General features: G+C 64.6%; 17 protein-coding genes. 9 read left to right on the top strand and 8 right to left on the bottom strand.

All coding sequences use genetic code 11. The features are described 5' to 3' along the window. The first annotated feature begins 241 nt into the window (after positions 1-241). Complete coding sequence (locus LDO54_RS30740; protein WP_224015117.1) at positions 242-910, top strand: FadR/GntR family transcriptional regulator; 669 nt, start codon at positions 242-244, stop codon at positions 908-910. An 8-nt stretch (positions 911-918) separates the two neighbouring features. Here LDO54_RS30740 and LDO54_RS30735 read toward each other — a convergent pair whose 3' ends face one another. Both LDO54_RS30735 and LDO54_RS30730 read right to left on the bottom strand, forming a co-directional pair. Beyond that, positions 919-1,626 (bottom strand): TetR/AcrR family transcriptional regulator, encoded by a 708-nt coding sequence (locus LDO54_RS30735; protein WP_224015115.1) that lies wholly within the window; start codon positions 1,624-1,626, stop codon positions 919-921. Between the two features lie 187 nt (positions 1,627-1,813). Further along, positions 1,814-3,412, bottom strand: a complete 1,599-nt coding sequence (locus LDO54_RS30730; protein ID WP_224015113.1) for an FAD-binding oxidoreductase — start codon at positions 3,410-3,412, stop codon at positions 1,814-1,816. Between the two features lie 173 nt (positions 3,413-3,585). Here LDO54_RS30730 and LDO54_RS30725 point away from each other — a divergent pair, with 173 nt between their 5' ends. From LDO54_RS30725 to LDO54_RS30710, 4 genes are all read left to right on the top strand, one after another. Then, entirely contained in the window at positions 3,586-4,701 is a 1,116-nt protein-coding gene (locus tag LDO54_RS30725; RefSeq protein ID WP_224015111.1) for an SDR family NAD(P)-dependent oxidoreductase, read from the top strand. A 14-nt stretch (positions 4,702-4,715) separates the two neighbouring features. After that, a complete protein-coding gene (locus tag LDO54_RS30720; RefSeq protein ID WP_224015109.1) occupies positions 4,716-5,270 on the top strand; it encodes a cupin domain-containing protein in 555 nt (184 codons plus the stop codon). A gap of 74 nt (positions 5,271-5,344) precedes the next feature. Next, positions 5,345-6,715 (top strand): MFS transporter, encoded by a 1,371-nt coding sequence (locus LDO54_RS30715; protein WP_224015107.1) that lies wholly within the window; start codon positions 5,345-5,347, stop codon positions 6,713-6,715. A 161-nt stretch (positions 6,716-6,876) separates the two neighbouring features. Beyond that, positions 6,877-7,566 (top strand): hypothetical protein, encoded by a 690-nt coding sequence (locus tag LDO54_RS30710; RefSeq protein WP_224015105.1) that lies wholly within the window; start codon positions 6,877-6,879, stop codon positions 7,564-7,566. Between the two features lie 82 nt (positions 7,567-7,648). Here the strand turns inward: LDO54_RS30710 and LDO54_RS30705 are convergent, their stop codons facing one another. The 5 genes from LDO54_RS30705 to LDO54_RS30685 all read right to left on the bottom strand — a co-directional run bounded on the left by LDO54_RS30705 (position 7,649) and on the right by LDO54_RS30685 (position 11,414). Then, a complete protein-coding gene (locus tag LDO54_RS30705) occupies positions 7,649-8,032 on the bottom strand; it encodes a cupin domain-containing protein (protein ID WP_224015103.1) in 384 nt (127 codons plus the stop codon). 85 nt (positions 8,033-8,117) lie between these two features. Continuing rightward, positions 8,118-8,942, bottom strand: coding sequence for an AraC family transcriptional regulator (locus LDO54_RS30700; protein ID WP_224015101.1), 825 nt, complete (start codon positions 8,940-8,942; stop codon positions 8,118-8,120). Positions 8,943-9,161: 219 nt separating this feature from the next. Further along, positions 9,162-9,380 (bottom strand): DUF2945 domain-containing protein, encoded by a 219-nt coding sequence (locus LDO54_RS30695; protein WP_224015100.1) that lies wholly within the window; start codon positions 9,378-9,380, stop codon positions 9,162-9,164. Between the two features lie 76 nt (positions 9,381-9,456). Further along, complete coding sequence (locus LDO54_RS30690) at positions 9,457-10,389, bottom strand: sugar kinase (RefSeq protein ID WP_224015098.1); 933 nt, start codon at positions 10,387-10,389, stop codon at positions 9,457-9,459. Continuing rightward, positions 10,386-11,414 carry an SPFH domain-containing protein gene (locus LDO54_RS30685; protein WP_224015096.1) on the bottom strand — a complete coding sequence of 343 codons (1,029 nt, stop codon included), beginning with the start codon at positions 11,412-11,414 and terminating at the stop codon, positions 10,386-10,388. The genes LDO54_RS30690 and LDO54_RS30685 overlap by 4 nt, the downstream gene beginning before the upstream one ends. 105 nt (positions 11,415-11,519) lie before the next feature. Between LDO54_RS30685 and LDO54_RS30680 the strand changes: the two genes are divergently transcribed. Beyond that, a complete protein-coding gene (locus LDO54_RS30680) occupies positions 11,520-12,269 on the top strand; it encodes an NUDIX hydrolase (RefSeq protein ID WP_224015094.1) in 750 nt (249 codons plus the stop codon). A gap of 197 nt (positions 12,270-12,466) precedes the next feature. Here the strand turns inward: LDO54_RS30680 and LDO54_RS30675 are convergent, their stop codons facing one another. After that, positions 12,467-12,739, bottom strand: coding sequence for a hypothetical protein (locus LDO54_RS30675; RefSeq protein WP_224015092.1), 273 nt, complete (start codon positions 12,737-12,739; stop codon positions 12,467-12,469). A 451-nt stretch (positions 12,740-13,190) separates the two neighbouring features. On the opposite strand from LDO54_RS30675, the gene LDO54_RS30670 reads away from it, so the two are divergent. The 3 genes from LDO54_RS30670 to LDO54_RS30660 are packed head-to-tail and all read left to right on the top strand — an operon-like array spanning position 13,191 to position 16,401. Beyond that, positions 13,191-14,306, top strand: coding sequence for an acyl-CoA dehydrogenase family protein (locus LDO54_RS30670; RefSeq protein ID WP_224015090.1), 1,116 nt, complete (start codon positions 13,191-13,193; stop codon positions 14,304-14,306). Between the two features lie 15 nt (positions 14,307-14,321). Beyond that, complete coding sequence (locus LDO54_RS30665; RefSeq protein WP_224015088.1) at positions 14,322-15,188, top strand: phosphate/phosphite/phosphonate ABC transporter substrate-binding protein; 867 nt, start codon at positions 14,322-14,324, stop codon at positions 15,186-15,188. Continuing rightward, entirely contained in the window at positions 15,145-16,401 is a 1,257-nt protein-coding gene (locus tag LDO54_RS30660; protein WP_224015086.1) for a ferritin-like domain-containing protein, read from the top strand. Before LDO54_RS30665 ends, LDO54_RS30660 begins: the two co-directional genes overlap by 44 nt. The last annotated feature ends 12 nt before the right edge of the window (positions 16,402-16,413 follow it).

Below are 16,413 nucleotides of genomic sequence, written 5' to 3'. Positions count from 1 at the left end.
CTGCGGGCAGGTCGTCGACCGGATCATGCGAAGTTTGTGACATGCTAATAACGATATTGATGCGTGTCAATCATGCATTTGATTCGTTTGGGTAGCGTGCGCCGGGATTGCGCTCTGTCCCCGCGCGAGGGCGGACCAGTCGGCCCGTCAAGGCGCCTGCGGTCGGAAGGGTTCATTTGCTGCGGCTGAATTGATTCGTTAAAATCGGCGGATTGACATCAGGCAATCGGCCAGAAGAATCATGGAACGGACAATTGATGACGACGTGCTCCGGTTGCGCGAGTACGTCGAGAAAGCGTCGGTGAGCGACAATCCGCGCCTGCCGCCCGAGCCCAAGCTCGGGGAGATGCTCGGGGTTTCGCGCGGTCGATTGAGGACGCTGCTCAAGCGGCTGGAAGATGAGGGCTTGATCTGGCGTCACGTTGGCAAGGGCACCTTTGCCGGGCCGCGTCAGACGAGCGTCGACGACGAGGCATTGGCCGCGACGATCAGCGTGGATCACATCATGGACGCACGCTTGCTGCTCGAGCCGCAGCTTGCCGCGCAGGCGGCCATCCATGCCACGCCCGCGGACCTGGCCGCGATGGATCAGTGCATCGACGAAATGTCATCGGCGACATCGTTTCTGCAATGGAAGCGGCTGGACGACAAACTCCATCGGCTGATCGCCGCCGCAACCCACAACGCCGTGTTGCTGATTCTTTACGACGCGCTCCGGTCCCAGGTGAAGCTGACGCTCGATGTCCGGTTCGAAGAGGTGTATGGCGACGCTGCCGGGCCGTTGGAGGCGACGGGAGACGAGCATCGTTCGTTTATCGACGCCATCAGGACGCACAATCCGGTCAAGGCGCAACAGGCCATGCGCGCGCATTTGAATTCGGTGCGAGACAGCCTTTTCGGCCTGCAATAAGCGACGCTTCAGGCGCGCTTTGGCCGAGCGCGCGAGCGTGAGTGTGAGTGCGAGCGGTCCGGGTGCCCCGGAGACGCCGGTGCCGCAGCGTCAGGCAGCAGCCATCGCTCCGCGGTGTCCTGGAGATCCCTCATGAACGCGTCGTCCGGGTAAGGCACGCCGATGTCGAGCGCGCTCGGGGTCGCGATGCGGGCCACGAGCGCGGCGAAAATCACGCGAAAGCAGGCGTCGATCCGCTTGGGGTCTCGAAGTGCCGTTGGATGTTGCAGGACGAGGTCGCGGAACCAGGCGGCGGTATCCATGCGTGCCTGTTGCGTTCGCGCGGCGACCTCCGCATCGGCTTCGGCGCGAAGGATCACGGGGCGTTGGAAACGCTCGTGCGCGAAGGTCGTCAGCACGATCGCCGCGACGGCGTTGCGCACGATCGCCTCTGGCGAGCCCGCCGTGAGCCGGGCGCGCGTTGCCTCGGTTTCTTCGCGGACCTGGCGAAATCCCTGTTCGAACACGGCGAGAAAGAGCGCCTGCTTGGTGCGCACGCGCGCGTAGATGGCGGGCGGATTGACGCCCGCCCGCTCGCAGATGGCGGCAATCGTGAAGCCCTCGTAGCCGGCTTCTTCGAGGATCGCGACGCCGGCATCCAGGATCCGCTCCCAGGCCGCATGGGTGCGCTCTTGCTGCGGGGGATGGACTTGAAGTTCTTCGGGAGCGTTTGTCACGGAGCGTTGTTCGGAAGTGCGGGCGGAAGCCACGGCCGGTATGGCCAGATTCGAATCGTGGCAAGAATGCGGCGATTCGGCGGGTTTTGCAACTGTGTTTTTGCCGGGTTTTTGCCGGTCTGATTCTCGCGAGAGAGCAGAGCGTGAGGCGGCGTGTCCAGCCGCCTCACGCAACGACGAAAGCACCTCAGGCGTGCCGCAGTCCGGCCGGCCAGATGCCGTGTCGGCCGGGGTTGATCAGGCCTTGCGGATCGACGGCGTCCTTGATCCGCTCGACGAACCGGCGGTACGCGTGATCGCCGAAACCATATTGCTCCTGCGCGAGATCCATGAAGTGCAGGTGCGCGCGGTATTCGCCATAGCCGATCTTGCCCGCTTCCCGCACCAGATCCTGCATCGCCTGATAGCTCGCGGCGGTCGACGCTTCATCGTTGATATCGAACTGGACACCGGCGACGCTCACGAGTGAGCGAGCGTTGACGACGATGAGGTCGGCGGTGTGGTCGATGCCGTGCCGCTCGAACTCGCCGCGCATCCAGCGCTGCAACTCGTAGACCTTTTTGCCGCTCAGCGGCGCCACGGGGGCAAAGCTCATATGGCCGCCGTGGTCGCCGCCGTACCAGCCGCCCATGTCTTTCCAGTCCAGATTCGGCACCCCGGCGTAGACGCGGTCGGACGGGTCCGGCAGGTTCGCCCATTCTTGCGGACCGCTCGTCGTCGCCCGGATGCTGCAATCGGGAATGGCGCCGAATGCCTTCTCCACTTTCTTGAGTTGCAGGGCGTTCACCGCCTCGTCGCCATAGAGCGCGAACCGGAGGTGCCATCGGCCGATGCCGATGCGCGCGGCAATCGCGTCGATGGCCGCGTCGGGGATCGGCAGCGCGGGGTCGCCGTCGTACCAGTGATCGCGCTTCGCGATGGTGGAGGCGATGAGCAAGGTGTTCAGGATGCAGGGCACGCCGTCGATCGTGCCGTCCAGCCGCAGGCGCCGCAGGATGTCGACGAGGGGAATCAGGTCTTCATCCCGCTTGACGTCGACGTGCACGTGCGTGATGACTTCCGGCTTCGGCATGAGCCAAATGCCGAGTTTCGTGACCACGCCGAAGTTGCCTTGCATAAAGAGCGGCTCGATCGTCGGGCCGAGGCTGCGCCTGTAGAGATTCCAGGACTCGTTGCCGTCCATCGCCCCCATGCCCGTGCGCAGCAGGCCGCCGTCGGCGGTGACCACTTCCAGGCCGCACACGGCCTGGAAGTCGCGGCCGTACGGGAGGTAGGTGAGGCCATTGTCCTGCGAGTTTCCGCCGAGGCTGCCCCAGCCGAGGTCGGGCACCGACACCATGAGATTCGCACCGGCGTTTTCGATCGCGTCGTACATGTCCTGGAACGACACGCCCGGTTCGACGAGCGCATAGCCCAGTTCCTCGTCGATCTTCAACACGCGGTTCATCCGGCGGAAGTTGATGGTGATCCCGCCAGACACGCGCGGCGCAGCGCCCCCGTAGCCATTGTTGCGTCCCTGGCCCTGCGCCCAGACCGGCACGCCATGTTGCGCGGCGATCCTCACGATGGTCTGCACGTCCTCCGCCGAGTCGGGCTGAACGACGCCGGCCGTGGCGAATGCGTGCCAGGCGGTCGGCTGGAAGGGGTCGCGAAACTCGCCGCCGTCGCCGACGATCACGCGATCGGCGCCAAGCGCCACCGTCATCGCCGCCAGGGCTGCCGCGACGGCGGAAGGCTCGGCAGTGGTGCCGCGTTCAGGAATGAATGCAGGGGTTGCGACGCTCATGGCTCTTGTCTCCGTTGTTGGATATGGCGCTCGACAGGCGCTCCCGGAAAACCATAGCGTATACTATGGTTCTGCACAATTCGCTTCGCGCGGCGGTCGTTCGATCGATATCGATCTGCATGACTAATTATTTTGGGTCGTGCGCTCCACGAGTCTCAATCCCGTGGCCGGGTTTGGCGGCCACAACCGGTGACCGCCAGGCGACCGCATCAAAACGCGGTCTTGGGGAAAGCACCGATCATTTGCACACCATTTGCATAAACGATTGCGCTAAATTTTCGGCCAATCGCAGCGATACGCCAGCGGAAGCGACAACGCTCGTCACACGTTCACGGGCATCCTCGTCGACGTCCAGAAGGGCGTGGCCTGCAAAACACACGGATCGAATCGTAACGACGGGTCTCGCCGCACTGGATGAGCGCGCAACCGCAATCCGTGCGCGCGTTTCTCGAAGTGCACGCAGCACGCCGTTCGAACACCGGGGCGCGGCCCCGGCAGGAGCCAGTCACATGATTCATGCGTTGTACGACCTGCGTGGCAAGCACGCTCTCGTGACGGGCGCGTCGCGCGGCATCGGGCTTGCCATCGCGCGTGCGTTGGGGCAAGCCGGCGCGAGCGTCGTCATAGCCAGCAACGACGCCGCCGAGGGTGAGGCTTGCGCCAGGACGCTGCGCGAGGCAGAGGGCATCGACGCCGAATTCTGCTTTCTCGACGCGGGCGAACGAGCCAGCGTCGAAGCGATGTGGGCGTATGCGGTGCGAGCGCGCGGCGCGATCGATATCGTCGTGTGCAATGCGGGCGTGGCGCCCCATTTGGGACCGCTCGTCAGCGCCAGCGACGACGCGTGGACGACGACGATGAACGTCAACCTGCATAGCGCCGTATGGCTCGCGAACCTGGCCGCGCCGGCCATGGCGGCGCGCGGCGGCGGCAGCATCATTCTGACGTCGAGCATTTCGGGCGTGCGCGGCAACAAGGCGATCGGCGTGTATGGGGTGTCCAAGGCAGCGGTCGCGGCGCTCGCGCGCAACCTCGCGGTGGAGTGGGGGCCGCACAACGTGCGCGCCAACGCGATCTCGCCCGGCATGATCGCCACCGAGTTCGCGAGGCCGCTACTCGACAACGCCGAAGTGCGCGAACGCCGCATGCTCGCGACACCGCTGCGCCGGCCCGGTACGCCGGAAGAGATCGCGGGCGTGGCATTGATGCTGGCCGCGCCGGGCGGTGCCTTCATCACGGGCCAGAACGTGATTGTCGACGGCGGCACAACGATCAGCGACGGAAATTGATAAGGAGTACGGATATGGGCAGGGAGATGCACGAGTCACGCCATGTCAGGCGCTTCGTAACCGGCAGCCGTGCAGACGGAAGCTCCTACGTAGCCGACAACACGGACACACCGGCAAAGCCCGTCAAGGGACTACCGGGCCTGGTTTTCCACGAGGTGTGGCGCACGTCGTGCGCGCCGTCGCCGCTCGGCGCGACGGTCGATGCCGCCGCGCCGCTGCGCTTGTCGCCCGAAACGGGCGGGACGGTCATCAGGATTTGTGACATCCCGCCCGACGCGGCACACGATGGCCCAGACGTCGACATCGAAGCGCATTTCGCCGAAATCGGCATGGTCCGGCCCGAAGGGAATAGTGCCGCCGAACCTCATGCGCTGATGCATCAGACCGACACGATCGACTACGGCATCCTGCTGGAAGGCGAGCTATGGCTGGTCCTCGACGAGAGCGAAACCCGGCTGTCGCCCGGCGACGTGGTGGTCCAGCGCGGCACGCGGCACGCGTGGAGCAATCGCACCGATCGTCCCGCGCGGATCGCCTTCATTCTCGTCGATGCGAAGACCGGCGAGTGAGCCCGGACCTGTATCGAATAAAGCGCGCGCAACAAGGCGCGTAACGTTTCGCCCTCATCTGAGGAGTGCCTGCCATGGCATCCGCATCCCAGGTCCAGCAGGAAGACCTGTTGTTCCGGCGTATCGCGCGGCGCATCGTGCCGTTGCTGTTCGTCTGCTACCTGGTCGCGTTTCTCGATCGGGTCAACGTCGGCATCGCGCAATTGCAGATGACGCAAGCGCTGGGGTTGAGCGCCGCGCAGTACGGGCTGGCGGCGGGACTCTTCTTTCTGCCATATGCGTTGCTCGAAATTCCCAGCAACCTCTGGTTCCAGCGCGCCGGTGCGCGCCGGACGCTGTTGCGCATCATGGTGCCGTGGGGGCTCACGGCATCGGCGACGATGTTCGTGACGACGGCCCACCAGTTCTACGCGCTGCGTATGCTGCTCGGCGTGTTCGAGGCGGGCTTCTTTCCGGGCGTCATCCTGTACCTGTCGTACTGGTTCCCCGGCCGCTATCGCGCGCGCACGACGAGCGCATTCTGGGTCGGCAGCGTGGCGGCCGGGGCGGTGAGCGGACCGCTGTTCGGCAGCATCATGAGCGGTCTGGATGGCGCAGGCGGGCTGCAAGGCTGGCAATGGGTGTTCCTGCTCGCGGGTGCGCCTGCCTGCGTGCTGGGCGTCGTTTGCTACTTCTGGCTCGACGACCGGCCGGAGGAGGCGCGCTGGCTGTCGGCGCAGGACAAGGCGATACTCGAGCACGCGCATCGTGCCGATCAACGGGCGCTTCACGCTCAGGATACTGCCCGCGATGACCTGCCCGCCGCGCGCCTTGCGGTGATTCGCGACCCGATGATCTATGTGCTGACCGTGATTTACTTCGCCGGATCGTGCGGCGGGTTCATCATGAACTTCTGGCTGCCGGCAATGATCCGCGACACGGGGGTGACCTCGAACGCGACGATCGGCTGGCTGACCACGATTCCTGCCATAGCGGGGATCGTCGGATCGCTCGCATTGAGTTATAGCTCGGACGTGCGCTTCGAGCGACGGTATCACCTGGCCGGGTGTCTCGCAGTCGGCGCGCTGGGACTGGTCGGCACGCTCCTCTGGACCGGCAGCGCGACGGCGCTCCTCGTCTGCTTCACATTCGCCGCGGTCGGGATTTTCGGCAGCATGGCGCTATTCTGGTCCTTGCCGTCGACCTATTTGCCGCGTTCACAGGCCGCGCTCGGAATCGCGGTGATCAATACGCTCGGTATCAGCGCGGGCTTCTTCTGTCCGTCCATTCTCGGATTCGTGAAGACTTTGACTGGCAGCGTGTCGCTCGGCATTGCGCTTTTTGCACTGCTTTTCGCAATCGCCTGTGTGCTCGCGTTATTCGTCATTCCAGAAAAAGCCGTGACGATGATTCGACCGCAGCGTGCCGATGGCGCCCAGGCGAGCGCCGAAGCCGCTGCGGGCTGAAACAGCCTGCCTGGCGCGGCATTCGCGCGCCATCATCACAACGCAGCGCGATTTAAATTAAACATTTAAATCGCGCTGCCGTTATCTCTCTACGTGGGCTGCCGCTTCGAAATTGAAAAGCGGTAGCGACACACGCCTCGAAGCGAATAAAGAATTCACCGTTGTGCGTTCTGGAGTCGTTGCGTGCGGCGCCGTATCGACGCGCCCGTTGCATGCACACCAACCGGGACGCCCTAGCCAACTATAAGACCAGAAAATTGCACGCCATGAAGAAACTCCTCCTGACTGCACTGTGTTTCTCGACGACATCGGCGTTTGCCGCGAGTCAGGTTCTACTGGAAACACCGGTGACCTACGCGCCGGGCGCGAGCGTCGTCGAGCAGATCAAGGATGAATGCCACATCGAAGACATGCTCACGCGCCATGTCGGCGCGGTGCTTCGCAAGATCAACCGGACCGGCGACGGCACGATTTCGTCGCAAGTCGATGCGGGCGATGCAAGGATTCTCCGATTGCAGATCACCCACGTATTGGGCGTCGGCGGCGGCGCATGGAGCGGCCCGAAGGCGACGACGGTGAGCGCGGATCTGATCGAAAACGGCAAGGTGATCCGTCACACCAAAATCAATCGCTGGTCGGTCGGCGGCGTGTGGGGCGCGTTCAAGGGAAGCTGCTCGATTCTGGATCGCACGACGATCGTCATCAGCAAGGATCTGAGCCGCTGGGTGCGCGACCCGTCCTATGTGATCAAGGAAGAGGAGCCGCCGAAGGAGGCTTCGGCGCCCGCTGCGCAAACCGATCCGGCGAGCGCTGTGACGGCTGAACAAGCGGCCGAACACGCTGCGGAATAAGAGCGGCGGAGAAGCGAACCCGCGCGATCCGCCGGTTCGCTCTCGATGATATGGCCGACGCTCCACACGGGGCGTCGAACGACTAGATCCAGCGTTCCTGTGTGGACGGATCGATGTCGCGCCGCGCGATCAGCAGCAATTTGACTTCGTCTGCCGCATACGGTTTGTGCTCGACCCCTTTGGGCACGACCGCCATCTCGCCCGCCCGCAACAGCACCGAACGATCGCGAAAGTCCAGACGCAATTCGCCGTCGAACACGAAGTAAGTCTCGTCGCTATGCGCGCGGCTGCGCCACAGGAAATCGCCCTGCAGACGCACGACCTTGAACTGGTGATCGTTCATTTCGGCGATCACCTGCGGGCCCCAGTGCGATTCGATGCGTTCGAACTTGCCGCGAAGGGCGACGGTGCTGCGCTGGCCGCGCGTAGCGCGCGTGTCGGATGTATCGGATGTGTCGCGAGACATGACGGCGATTTCCCCGGTTGCAATGGATAGCGCAGAGGCTACCCGTCGCGCATACAACCGTCTTGCACGATATTGCAACTGGCTTTCAGTCGTCCGCGCCGCGCGCCATCTGAAGCCAGCGGGCCGGCGCGATGCCGTATGTCTTGCCGAAATGGCGGGTGAGGTGGCTCTGATCCGTAAAGCCGGTGGCGGCGGCCACGCTCGCCAGCGGCGTGCCCGCTTCCATCATGCGCCGCGCGACATCGAGCCTGCGCATGGTCAGGAAGCGATACGGACTCGTGCCGTAGAAAGTGTGGAAGTCGCGCGTGAGGCTCCAGCGGTCGCGGCCCGTGACCGCTTCGAGTTCATCGAGCGTCACCACGCGCAGCGCGTTCTCGTGCAGGAAATCGCGCGCGCGGCGGGCGCTCGCGAAGTCGCGCGAGGCGGGTGCGGGGCGCGCGCCGGAGACGGCCGCGAGCGCCGTCGCGAGTTCGGCGAGCGCTTCGGCCTGCTCCATCGGATCGAGCGTGACGTTCATCGGCTGGAGCAGCGTTTCGGTGGCGGCCAGCAAACGCGGGTCGGTCGAAATGCCGTGCTCGATGAAGGGCAGCGTGCGGCCGTCGAGCACGTTCTGGAACAACGCCGGCTCGACGTAGATCATGCGGTAGCGGAAGCCGCCCTCGGCGCCGGCCTGACCGTCGTGGGTTTCGTCGGGATGCAGCACGATGGTGTGGCCGGGCAGGCTGCGACGCATGCCGCGGCGGTACTGGAAGTCGTGCACGCCCGCGAGCGAGCGGCCGATCGCATAAGTGTCGTGGCGATGGCTCGCGTACGCGTTGCCGGTAAAGAAGGCTTCGAAGCGCTCGACGCCTTCAACCGGCTCCGCGCGCTGAACCCAATCGGCGCGCCGGGATTGCGGGCCGCGGCTCATGCGCGTGCTCGCGGCCTCAAGGCCCCGGAGATTTTCCCGCTGAACGGTTGTGTAAAACCCGACATATTCACCGCTATCGATTAAACAGATTCAAGCATCGATTCATGATAACGCGATAGCCGAATTTATCGGGCATGGGTTGAATGGCGACCGTATTCCCAGTAGGGAATTGCGCGGCGAATTATGAGCGGGGAATGGCACGGGGGAATGGCGCGCAGATTAGTGCCCGTGCACCTTTTCCAGCGCCTCGGCGCGATGAACGGCATGTTCGCCGCTCTTTTCGCTTTCGACCTCATAATGCGGGTCTTCCTTCGACGCAGCGACCGCGTGACCGTCCAGTTCCGTATCCCGGATGATGCGGCGGACGACTGTACCCGTCGTCATGCCTTGCGGGGTATTCCACGTCACGCGATCGCCTGTTTTGAGTCGATGGGACATGATGGTGCGCTCCAGTGGTTGAAAGGCCTTTAATCGCCGCATTCCGTGTTCCTGGGCGCTGGGCTAAACCACGCGCCTAAACCACGAGACAACCCTGCGTATCCGCCACAGTCACGGTCGCTTCCATGCCCGCCGTGAAGCGCAGATAATCGCTCTCCATTCCATCGGAAAAAATCACGCCGTTTTCCGGCATGCGCGAACGCAGCCGCAAAGGCTGCGCCGCGCTCACCTGGCCGAATACGAGTTCGGTTTTCGACGCCCGGCTCGGAAACGGCTCGCGCACCGCGAAGGTCAGCTCAGGGCTGTCCCAGGACCGCGCCTCGTAGCGGAAGGTCTCGCGCGAACCCTGCACGGCCATGCTCACGCCGATCGACCCCGTCACCACGCTCTTGATCCACGCGGTCGAGCCCAGACCCGTCGCCACGATCACGCCCGACGACGATTGCGATTCGCAGCGTTCGCCCAGTTCGATTTCGTAGAGCGCGGACGCGTGCGTGCGCGGGCCGACAAACAGATCGTTCACCGCGCGCAGAACCTGTCCGTCCGAGAGCCGCGCCTCCGCCATGGTGACCGCCTGCGTCGGGCGGCGGCCGCGCGCGACATCCGCGAGCACCGTGCCGAGTTCGGGCGGCTCGAACGGCAGCAGCACGCCGTCCCATCGTCCGGGTTCGGGATTGAGTCCGATCAGCGGCTGGCCGTCGAGGTACTTCATCGAGTTCGCCACGATCCCGTCCTGCCCGAGCGCGACGACGATATCGTCGGGCGCGAAGATGAAATTCGGCAGATAGCTGCGATCGACAATCTGATAGCGGCCCCAGTCTTCCAGCGCGCGAACCGTCAGTTCCAGCGCGCGCGCGTAGGCGGCGTGCTCGGCGAGGTAATCGGAGAAGTCCGCGCCGAGGTGCTCGATGTAGAACTTCGCCTGCGCGAGCGTGTGGTGCCGCGCGATCAGATCTTCATAGCGCGTGCGGCGCGTCACCAGCACGACCTTGCGTGAATCGGCGCTCATGCTGCCTTCCTTTCCGTGCTGCCGAGCAAGCCCTGGAGCAGATCGGGCGACACATTGAGTTGACCGATGCGTTCCGCGCGCTCGGCGATGCCGCCGAACGCCTGGGCGATCAATTGGCCCGGCTGCATGCCCGCCGCCGCGAGCGCACTGACGATGCGCGGGTCGGCCTTTTCGAGCGCCTGCATGACGGCGGCGACGCGGTGCGCCTCGGCTTCCGCGAGCGTGCGGCTGTTCTGCGCCTGACCCGACACGAACGCCTTGCGCTTTTCCTCGAGCTCGATATCGGCGGCCATCTGCTCGTTGCGCAGCCCGTTCTCCTTGCGCATCAGCGTGGCCTTCGCTTCCATCTGCGTTTCGCGGATTTGCCGCTTCTTCTGCTCGACGGCGATATCGGTATCGAGTTCGTTTTGCCGGATCGCCCGCTCGTTTTCCACCGCCGACATGCGGCGCAGATAGACGGCATCGTCGGCGGCCTTGAGGTTGGATTCGCGGGCCTCCGCTTCGAGTGCGCGGGCGATGTCCGGCGTCGGCTTCACGGCCATCACGGAGACGCCGAGGATTTCCAGGCCGAGCGCCGCGATTTCGGTTTGATCGGCGAGGCCCGTCTGCACGGTTTGCGCGATTGCCGCCGAGGCGCGCAAGGCCTGCTTCAGATCGAGCGCCTGCACGGTCTGCTGAACGATGACTTCGACCTGCATCGCCACGCGGTCGCCGAGGCGTTTGGGGTCGTCGGACACATAGCTGCGGCCGTCCTTGCCGAGCGAAAAGTCCATCATCGCGGCCGTGCGGTGCGGGTCGCGCACGCGGTAGGTCACCTGTCCCTGCACGGTGACGCTCTGGAAATCCGCCGTCACCAGTTCGAGGATAAAAGGGCGATCCTGGCTGGCGACGGGCACCGAAACCAGCGTCGTCGCCGGCGCGTAATAGAAGAACGAGAGGCCCGCGCCTTCGCGCACCATCTGGCCGGCGCGGAACTGCATGAGGTGGACCGTCGGCTGCGACTTGATGTACCGGATACCGAACATGATGGGCTCCTTGTGTGGCGTGTCGGGGTGTGAGTTGTACAGTACAACTTCTATGGGTTGTACAATACAACCTCGATTCAGGGACGTCAAGTTTTCGAGGTGCACATGGCCAACACGAAGTCTTCCGCCGGACGACGCGCGCGCGCGCCGCGCGAGTTCTCACAGCCGCATACGACCGTCGATGTCGTGATCTTTTCGGTGCTCGACAACGCGTTGCAGGTCTTGCTGGTCCAGCGCCCGGACGAGCCCGGCGAGCCGTTCCCGGGACGCTGGGCGCTGCCGGGCGGTTTTGTCGACGTAGTGGTCGACAGGACGCTCGAGGAGTGCGCGCGCCGCAAGCTGTACGACAAGACCGGCGTGGCGAGTCCGTATCTGGAGCAGTTGGGGAGTTGGGGCAGTGCGGTGCGCGACCCGCGCGGCTGGTCGGCCACGCACGTCTGGTTCGCGCTGATCGCGGCGCAGGACGTGACGCTCGCGAAGGGCGCGAATGCGGCTGAGGTGGCGTGGTTCGCGGTCGATGCGGTGATCGCGGCGCAGGGACTCGCCTTCGATCACGACGTCATTTTGCAGGCGGCGGTCGAGCGCTTGCGCAGCAAGGTCGAATACACGTCGCTGCCTGCATTCCTGCTGCCGGAGCCGTTCACGTTGCCGCAGCTTCAGCGGATGTATGAAATCGTGCTGGGGCGGCCCGTCGATAAAAGCGGCTTTCGCACGCGGATGCTCGCGGCGGGGTTTCTCAAGGAAGCGGGTTATGTCGCCGGAGAATCGAATCGGCCGGCGCTCGGCTATTCCATCGTCGATCGAAGCGCGCCGGCGGTGTTTCCGCGCACGTTCAGTCCGCGTGGCGGGGATTGAATTGGGCGAACGCGTCGCTCGCGTCCGCGATCACGACGGTGGAGCAGTTCGAGCATCAATCCGCGTAGGCGAAAGCGCAGATTCAAACCGCCGTGCGAAGCCAGCCGGGTATGAAAAGCGTGTTGCTGCCGGTCGGCACCGGCATCGAAATCAGCGGACTTGAAGGCGTCGACGGCTAGCGGCTTTCCTGCGTCGGATTACGCTGCGCGTTGGCCCAGCGCTTCTTCGACGATGCGGCGGCCGACGCTATAACCGCGCATCAGCGCATCGACTTCGTTGACGAACCATCGGTCGCCAAGATCGGCCAGGCGGATTTGCGGAAAGCACGGCGTCGAATTGTCTGACTTATGAATCGATACCATGGCCACGAAACCACTATCGGTCATTCTCATTTTCCGCAGCGCCGGCTCCGAGATGCATTCGGTGCTGACTCGAATGGCATATCCCTTGTAGTCGTAATTGCGTTGCATGCCTTTGGCTTCCTGAATGAATTGTCCTCGACGCGAGAGCGCTTCAAGCCGCTCTCAGGAAGGTTAACGAACCGCTCCCGGAAAAATTAATAGCAAAGACCGTGCCTTGATGTTTCTTTCACGTGCATTCTCCTTTCGATTTCTTTTGCGTGCTGCCAGTTTGAATGTCGCGAACGATCGATCTTAAACATTTAATCGCGCGCCAAAGCACGCTCAATCCACGCCCCGCATCCAGCGCCCAGACATTTCCGGCAAGTGCAATAATGCCTCGACCCGCCGCCACGCTTGCGTGCAGCGGGCCTCATCAAGTGCGAGAGTCGTTGTTGCAGGTCTGCATGCGACAGATGCACCGGAGCGCCCCACGGGCGCGCCATGGTTAGCCGCGCGCCGCTCGCGGCTTCAGCACAGACCGGACAACCGTTTATGCGAACCTTGCCCGGGAGACGTTCCGATGTCCTACATCGAAGTGCTGGAACCGCTTATTTGCACCATCATCGCCCCTGAAGCCCCGCATATTGACCAGCTTGGGCGCTTTCCGCGCGCGGCCGTCGACGCGCTCGGCCAGGCGGGTCTGCTCGGTCTCATCAGCGCCGAGGAAGTCGGCGGCATGGGACTCGGTCTCGCGCAGGCGTGCCAGGTCGTCGAGCGCATCGCGCGCGATTGCCCGTCGACGGCCATGGTCGTCACCATGCACTACGCGGGCGCGTCGCTGATCGAAAAGTATGGCCCGGTCGAAATCCGTGGCGCGGTCGCGCGCGGGGAGCACCTCACCACGCTCGCGTGGTCGGAGACCGGCTCGCGCAGCCACTTCTGGGCGCCGGTCGGCACGGCGCGTCCCGACGGCGACGACTTCGTGCTCAACGGCAGCAAGAGCATGGTGACGTCCGCCTCGGAAGCGGATTCCTATGTCTGGTCGTCGCGGCCCGCGCGCGCGGAAGGCGCGAGCACGCTCTGGCTCGTCGACAGCCGCGCTCAAGGGCTACAAGCACCGAGCGCGTTCGACGGCCTCGGTCTGCGCGGCAACGCATCGGCGCCGATTCGCGCCGAAGGCCTGCGCGTGCCCGCAAGCGCGATGCTCGGCGCGGACGGCAGCGGCGGCGACATCATGAACGGCGACGCGCTGCCGGTGTTTGCAAACCTCGTGGCGTCGACGTCGATCGGACTCGCCGACGGCTCGCTGCAACGCGCAACGCAGCACATCACCGCGAGCCGCTTCGCGGAGAGCGGCGAGGCGCTGTGCGATCTGCCGACGATCCGCGCCTATCTCGCGCGCGCCCAACTTCGCGCCGACCAGGCTCGCACGCTGCGCGACGATACGCTTGCGGCGTTGTCGGCGGGCCGCGCCGACGCGATGCTGCGCGTGCTCGAAGTGAAGGCCGCGGCGGCGGAAGCGGCGCTCGACGTCACCGACACGGCAATGCGTCTCTGCGGCGGCGCGGCGTTCCGCAAGGAAGTGGGCATCGAGCGGCTGTTCCGCGACGCGCGCGCCGCGTCCATCATGGGACCGACCTCGGACGTCCTCTACGACTTCATCGGCCGCGCGCTCTGCGGCATGCCGCTCGCTTGACGGAGACAACACGCCATGTCACGACACGCACCGCTGATGCTCGGCGCCGTCGCCTATGCACCCAAGGTCGTCACGATCTGGGAAGGCTTTAAATCGTGGTTCGCCGGGCAGGGACTGGCGATCGACTATCTGCTGTATTCGAATTACGAAACCCAGGTCGAGGCGCAATTCGCCGGCGATATCGCCTTCGCCTGGAATTCCCCGCTCGCGTGGATACGGGCGCAGCGCATGGCCGAAGCGCGCGGCGAAACGGTTCAATCGCTCGTCATGCGCGATACCGATATCGATCTGCATTCCGTACTAATTGTGCGAAGCGATAGTCGCGTACAGGCGCTGCACGATCTGCGCGATGCGACGATCGGTTTCGGCGCGATCGATTCGCCTCAGGCGACGCTGATTCCGCTCGATCATCTGCGTCACGAGGGCGGTCTCGTCGCCGAACAGGATTTTCGCGCGCGCCGTTTCGACGTGCTCGGCGGCAAGCACGGCGATCATATCGGCGGCGAACGCGATGCGGCCCATGCGCTCGTGAACGGCGAGATCGACGCGGCGTGGATGATCGCAGGCAATTACAAGGCGTTCGCCGACGAAGGCACGCTGCCCGCTGGCGGCACGCGCATCGTCGCGACGACGGGCGCATTCGATCACTGCAACATGACGGTGAGCCCCGGCGTGCCGGAAGACGACGCGCAACGCTTTGGCGCGCTGCTGCGCTCGATGGACTGGAACGACGCGAGCGTGCGTCCGCTGCTCGAACTGGAAGGGCTCCGGCGCTGGCTGCCCGGCCGCGCGAGCGGCTATGCCTTGCTCGATCGCGCGGTCACGGAGGAGGCGTTCTATGACGATCAAGGCCGGATCATCGAGCCCGCTTATCGATATTGAGTTGCTCGGTTTCGACGCGGGCGCGCATCTGCTGGTCCGGCACGCGCTCGACGCGCTCAGGCCGGGCGAGCGCTTGCGCGTGATTGGCGCGTCGCCCGGCTGGGACGTGATGCTCGCGCACTGGTGCCGCGCGCAAGGCCATCTTCTGCAGTGGCAAACGGACAACGATGGAGCGGATGGCGCGGATGGCGATGAACGGCGCTACGCGCTCGTCGAACGCGACAGCCGCTATGGCCGTGACGGACGTTGGCGCGACGCGCAGCAAAGCGGTCATAGCGATCCGCGTGCGCCCGATGCGGTCTTGCCGCGTGCGTCGCCGGGTTGGGGGCTGGCGGCGCGCGGGGCGCAGGTGGAGGCGGGCTCGCCGCCATACGCATTTCGTCTGGATCGCAAAGAGGAAGTCTGGGCGGAAAACGCGGGCGAACTCTATGCGCAGGCCGTCGCGGCGCAATGGAATCCCGATGAGGCCATCGACTGGTCGGTGGAATTCGAATTGCCCGCGCCCGTCGAAGCGGCGGTGGTGCAGATCATGACCTATATGGTCGAAAACGAGAATGCTGCGCTAATCGTGCCCGCGCGTTTTCTCGGCCAGTTGCATCCGCATTATCGGGAATTGCAGGCGGCGCTCGCGATTCAGGTCGCCGACGAAGCGCGGCATATCGAAGTCTTTACGCGGCGCATTCGTCACAAGGGGCACGAACCGGCCTTATCGACGGCGGGCGGACAAGCCTCGCTGAAGACGCTGCTCGACGAAGCGGATTTTTCGCTCGCGAGCTTTCTGCTTTCGGTGATGGGCGAGGGCACGTTCGTGGCGCTGCTGCAATTCCTGCAAGCGCACGGCCCCGATCCGCTGACACGGCAGATCGCGCGTCTTGCTGCGCGCGACGAAGCGCGGCACGTGGCGCTCGGTATGTCGCATCTGCTTTATCGGCTCAAAAGCGAGCCGTATTTGCGCACGCGGCTGGCGCGCGCGATCGAGGCGCGTCACGGTGCGCTGGCGGGCACGGCGGGCCTCAACGAAGAAGTCTTCGATGCGCTGATACTCGTGGCGGCGGGCGAACTGACACCGGCCGCCGTGGCGCGCGGCTATGCGCGGGTGCAGGATCTGATGCGCGAGATGGCCGATGGCCGTTACACGCGGCTCGTGCGCCTGGGTTTCGACGCGGCCGAAGCGCGAGAACTCGCGTCGCTGCATACGCGCAATTTCATGTAGACCGCGCGGTTC

Source organism: Paraburkholderia tropica, from assembly GCF_914484835.1.
In the GTDB taxonomy this organism is placed as follows: Bacteria; Pseudomonadota; Gammaproteobacteria; order Burkholderiales; family Burkholderiaceae; genus Paraburkholderia; species Paraburkholderia tropica_A.
This window is presented reverse-complemented; position numbering and strand designations above follow the sequence as displayed.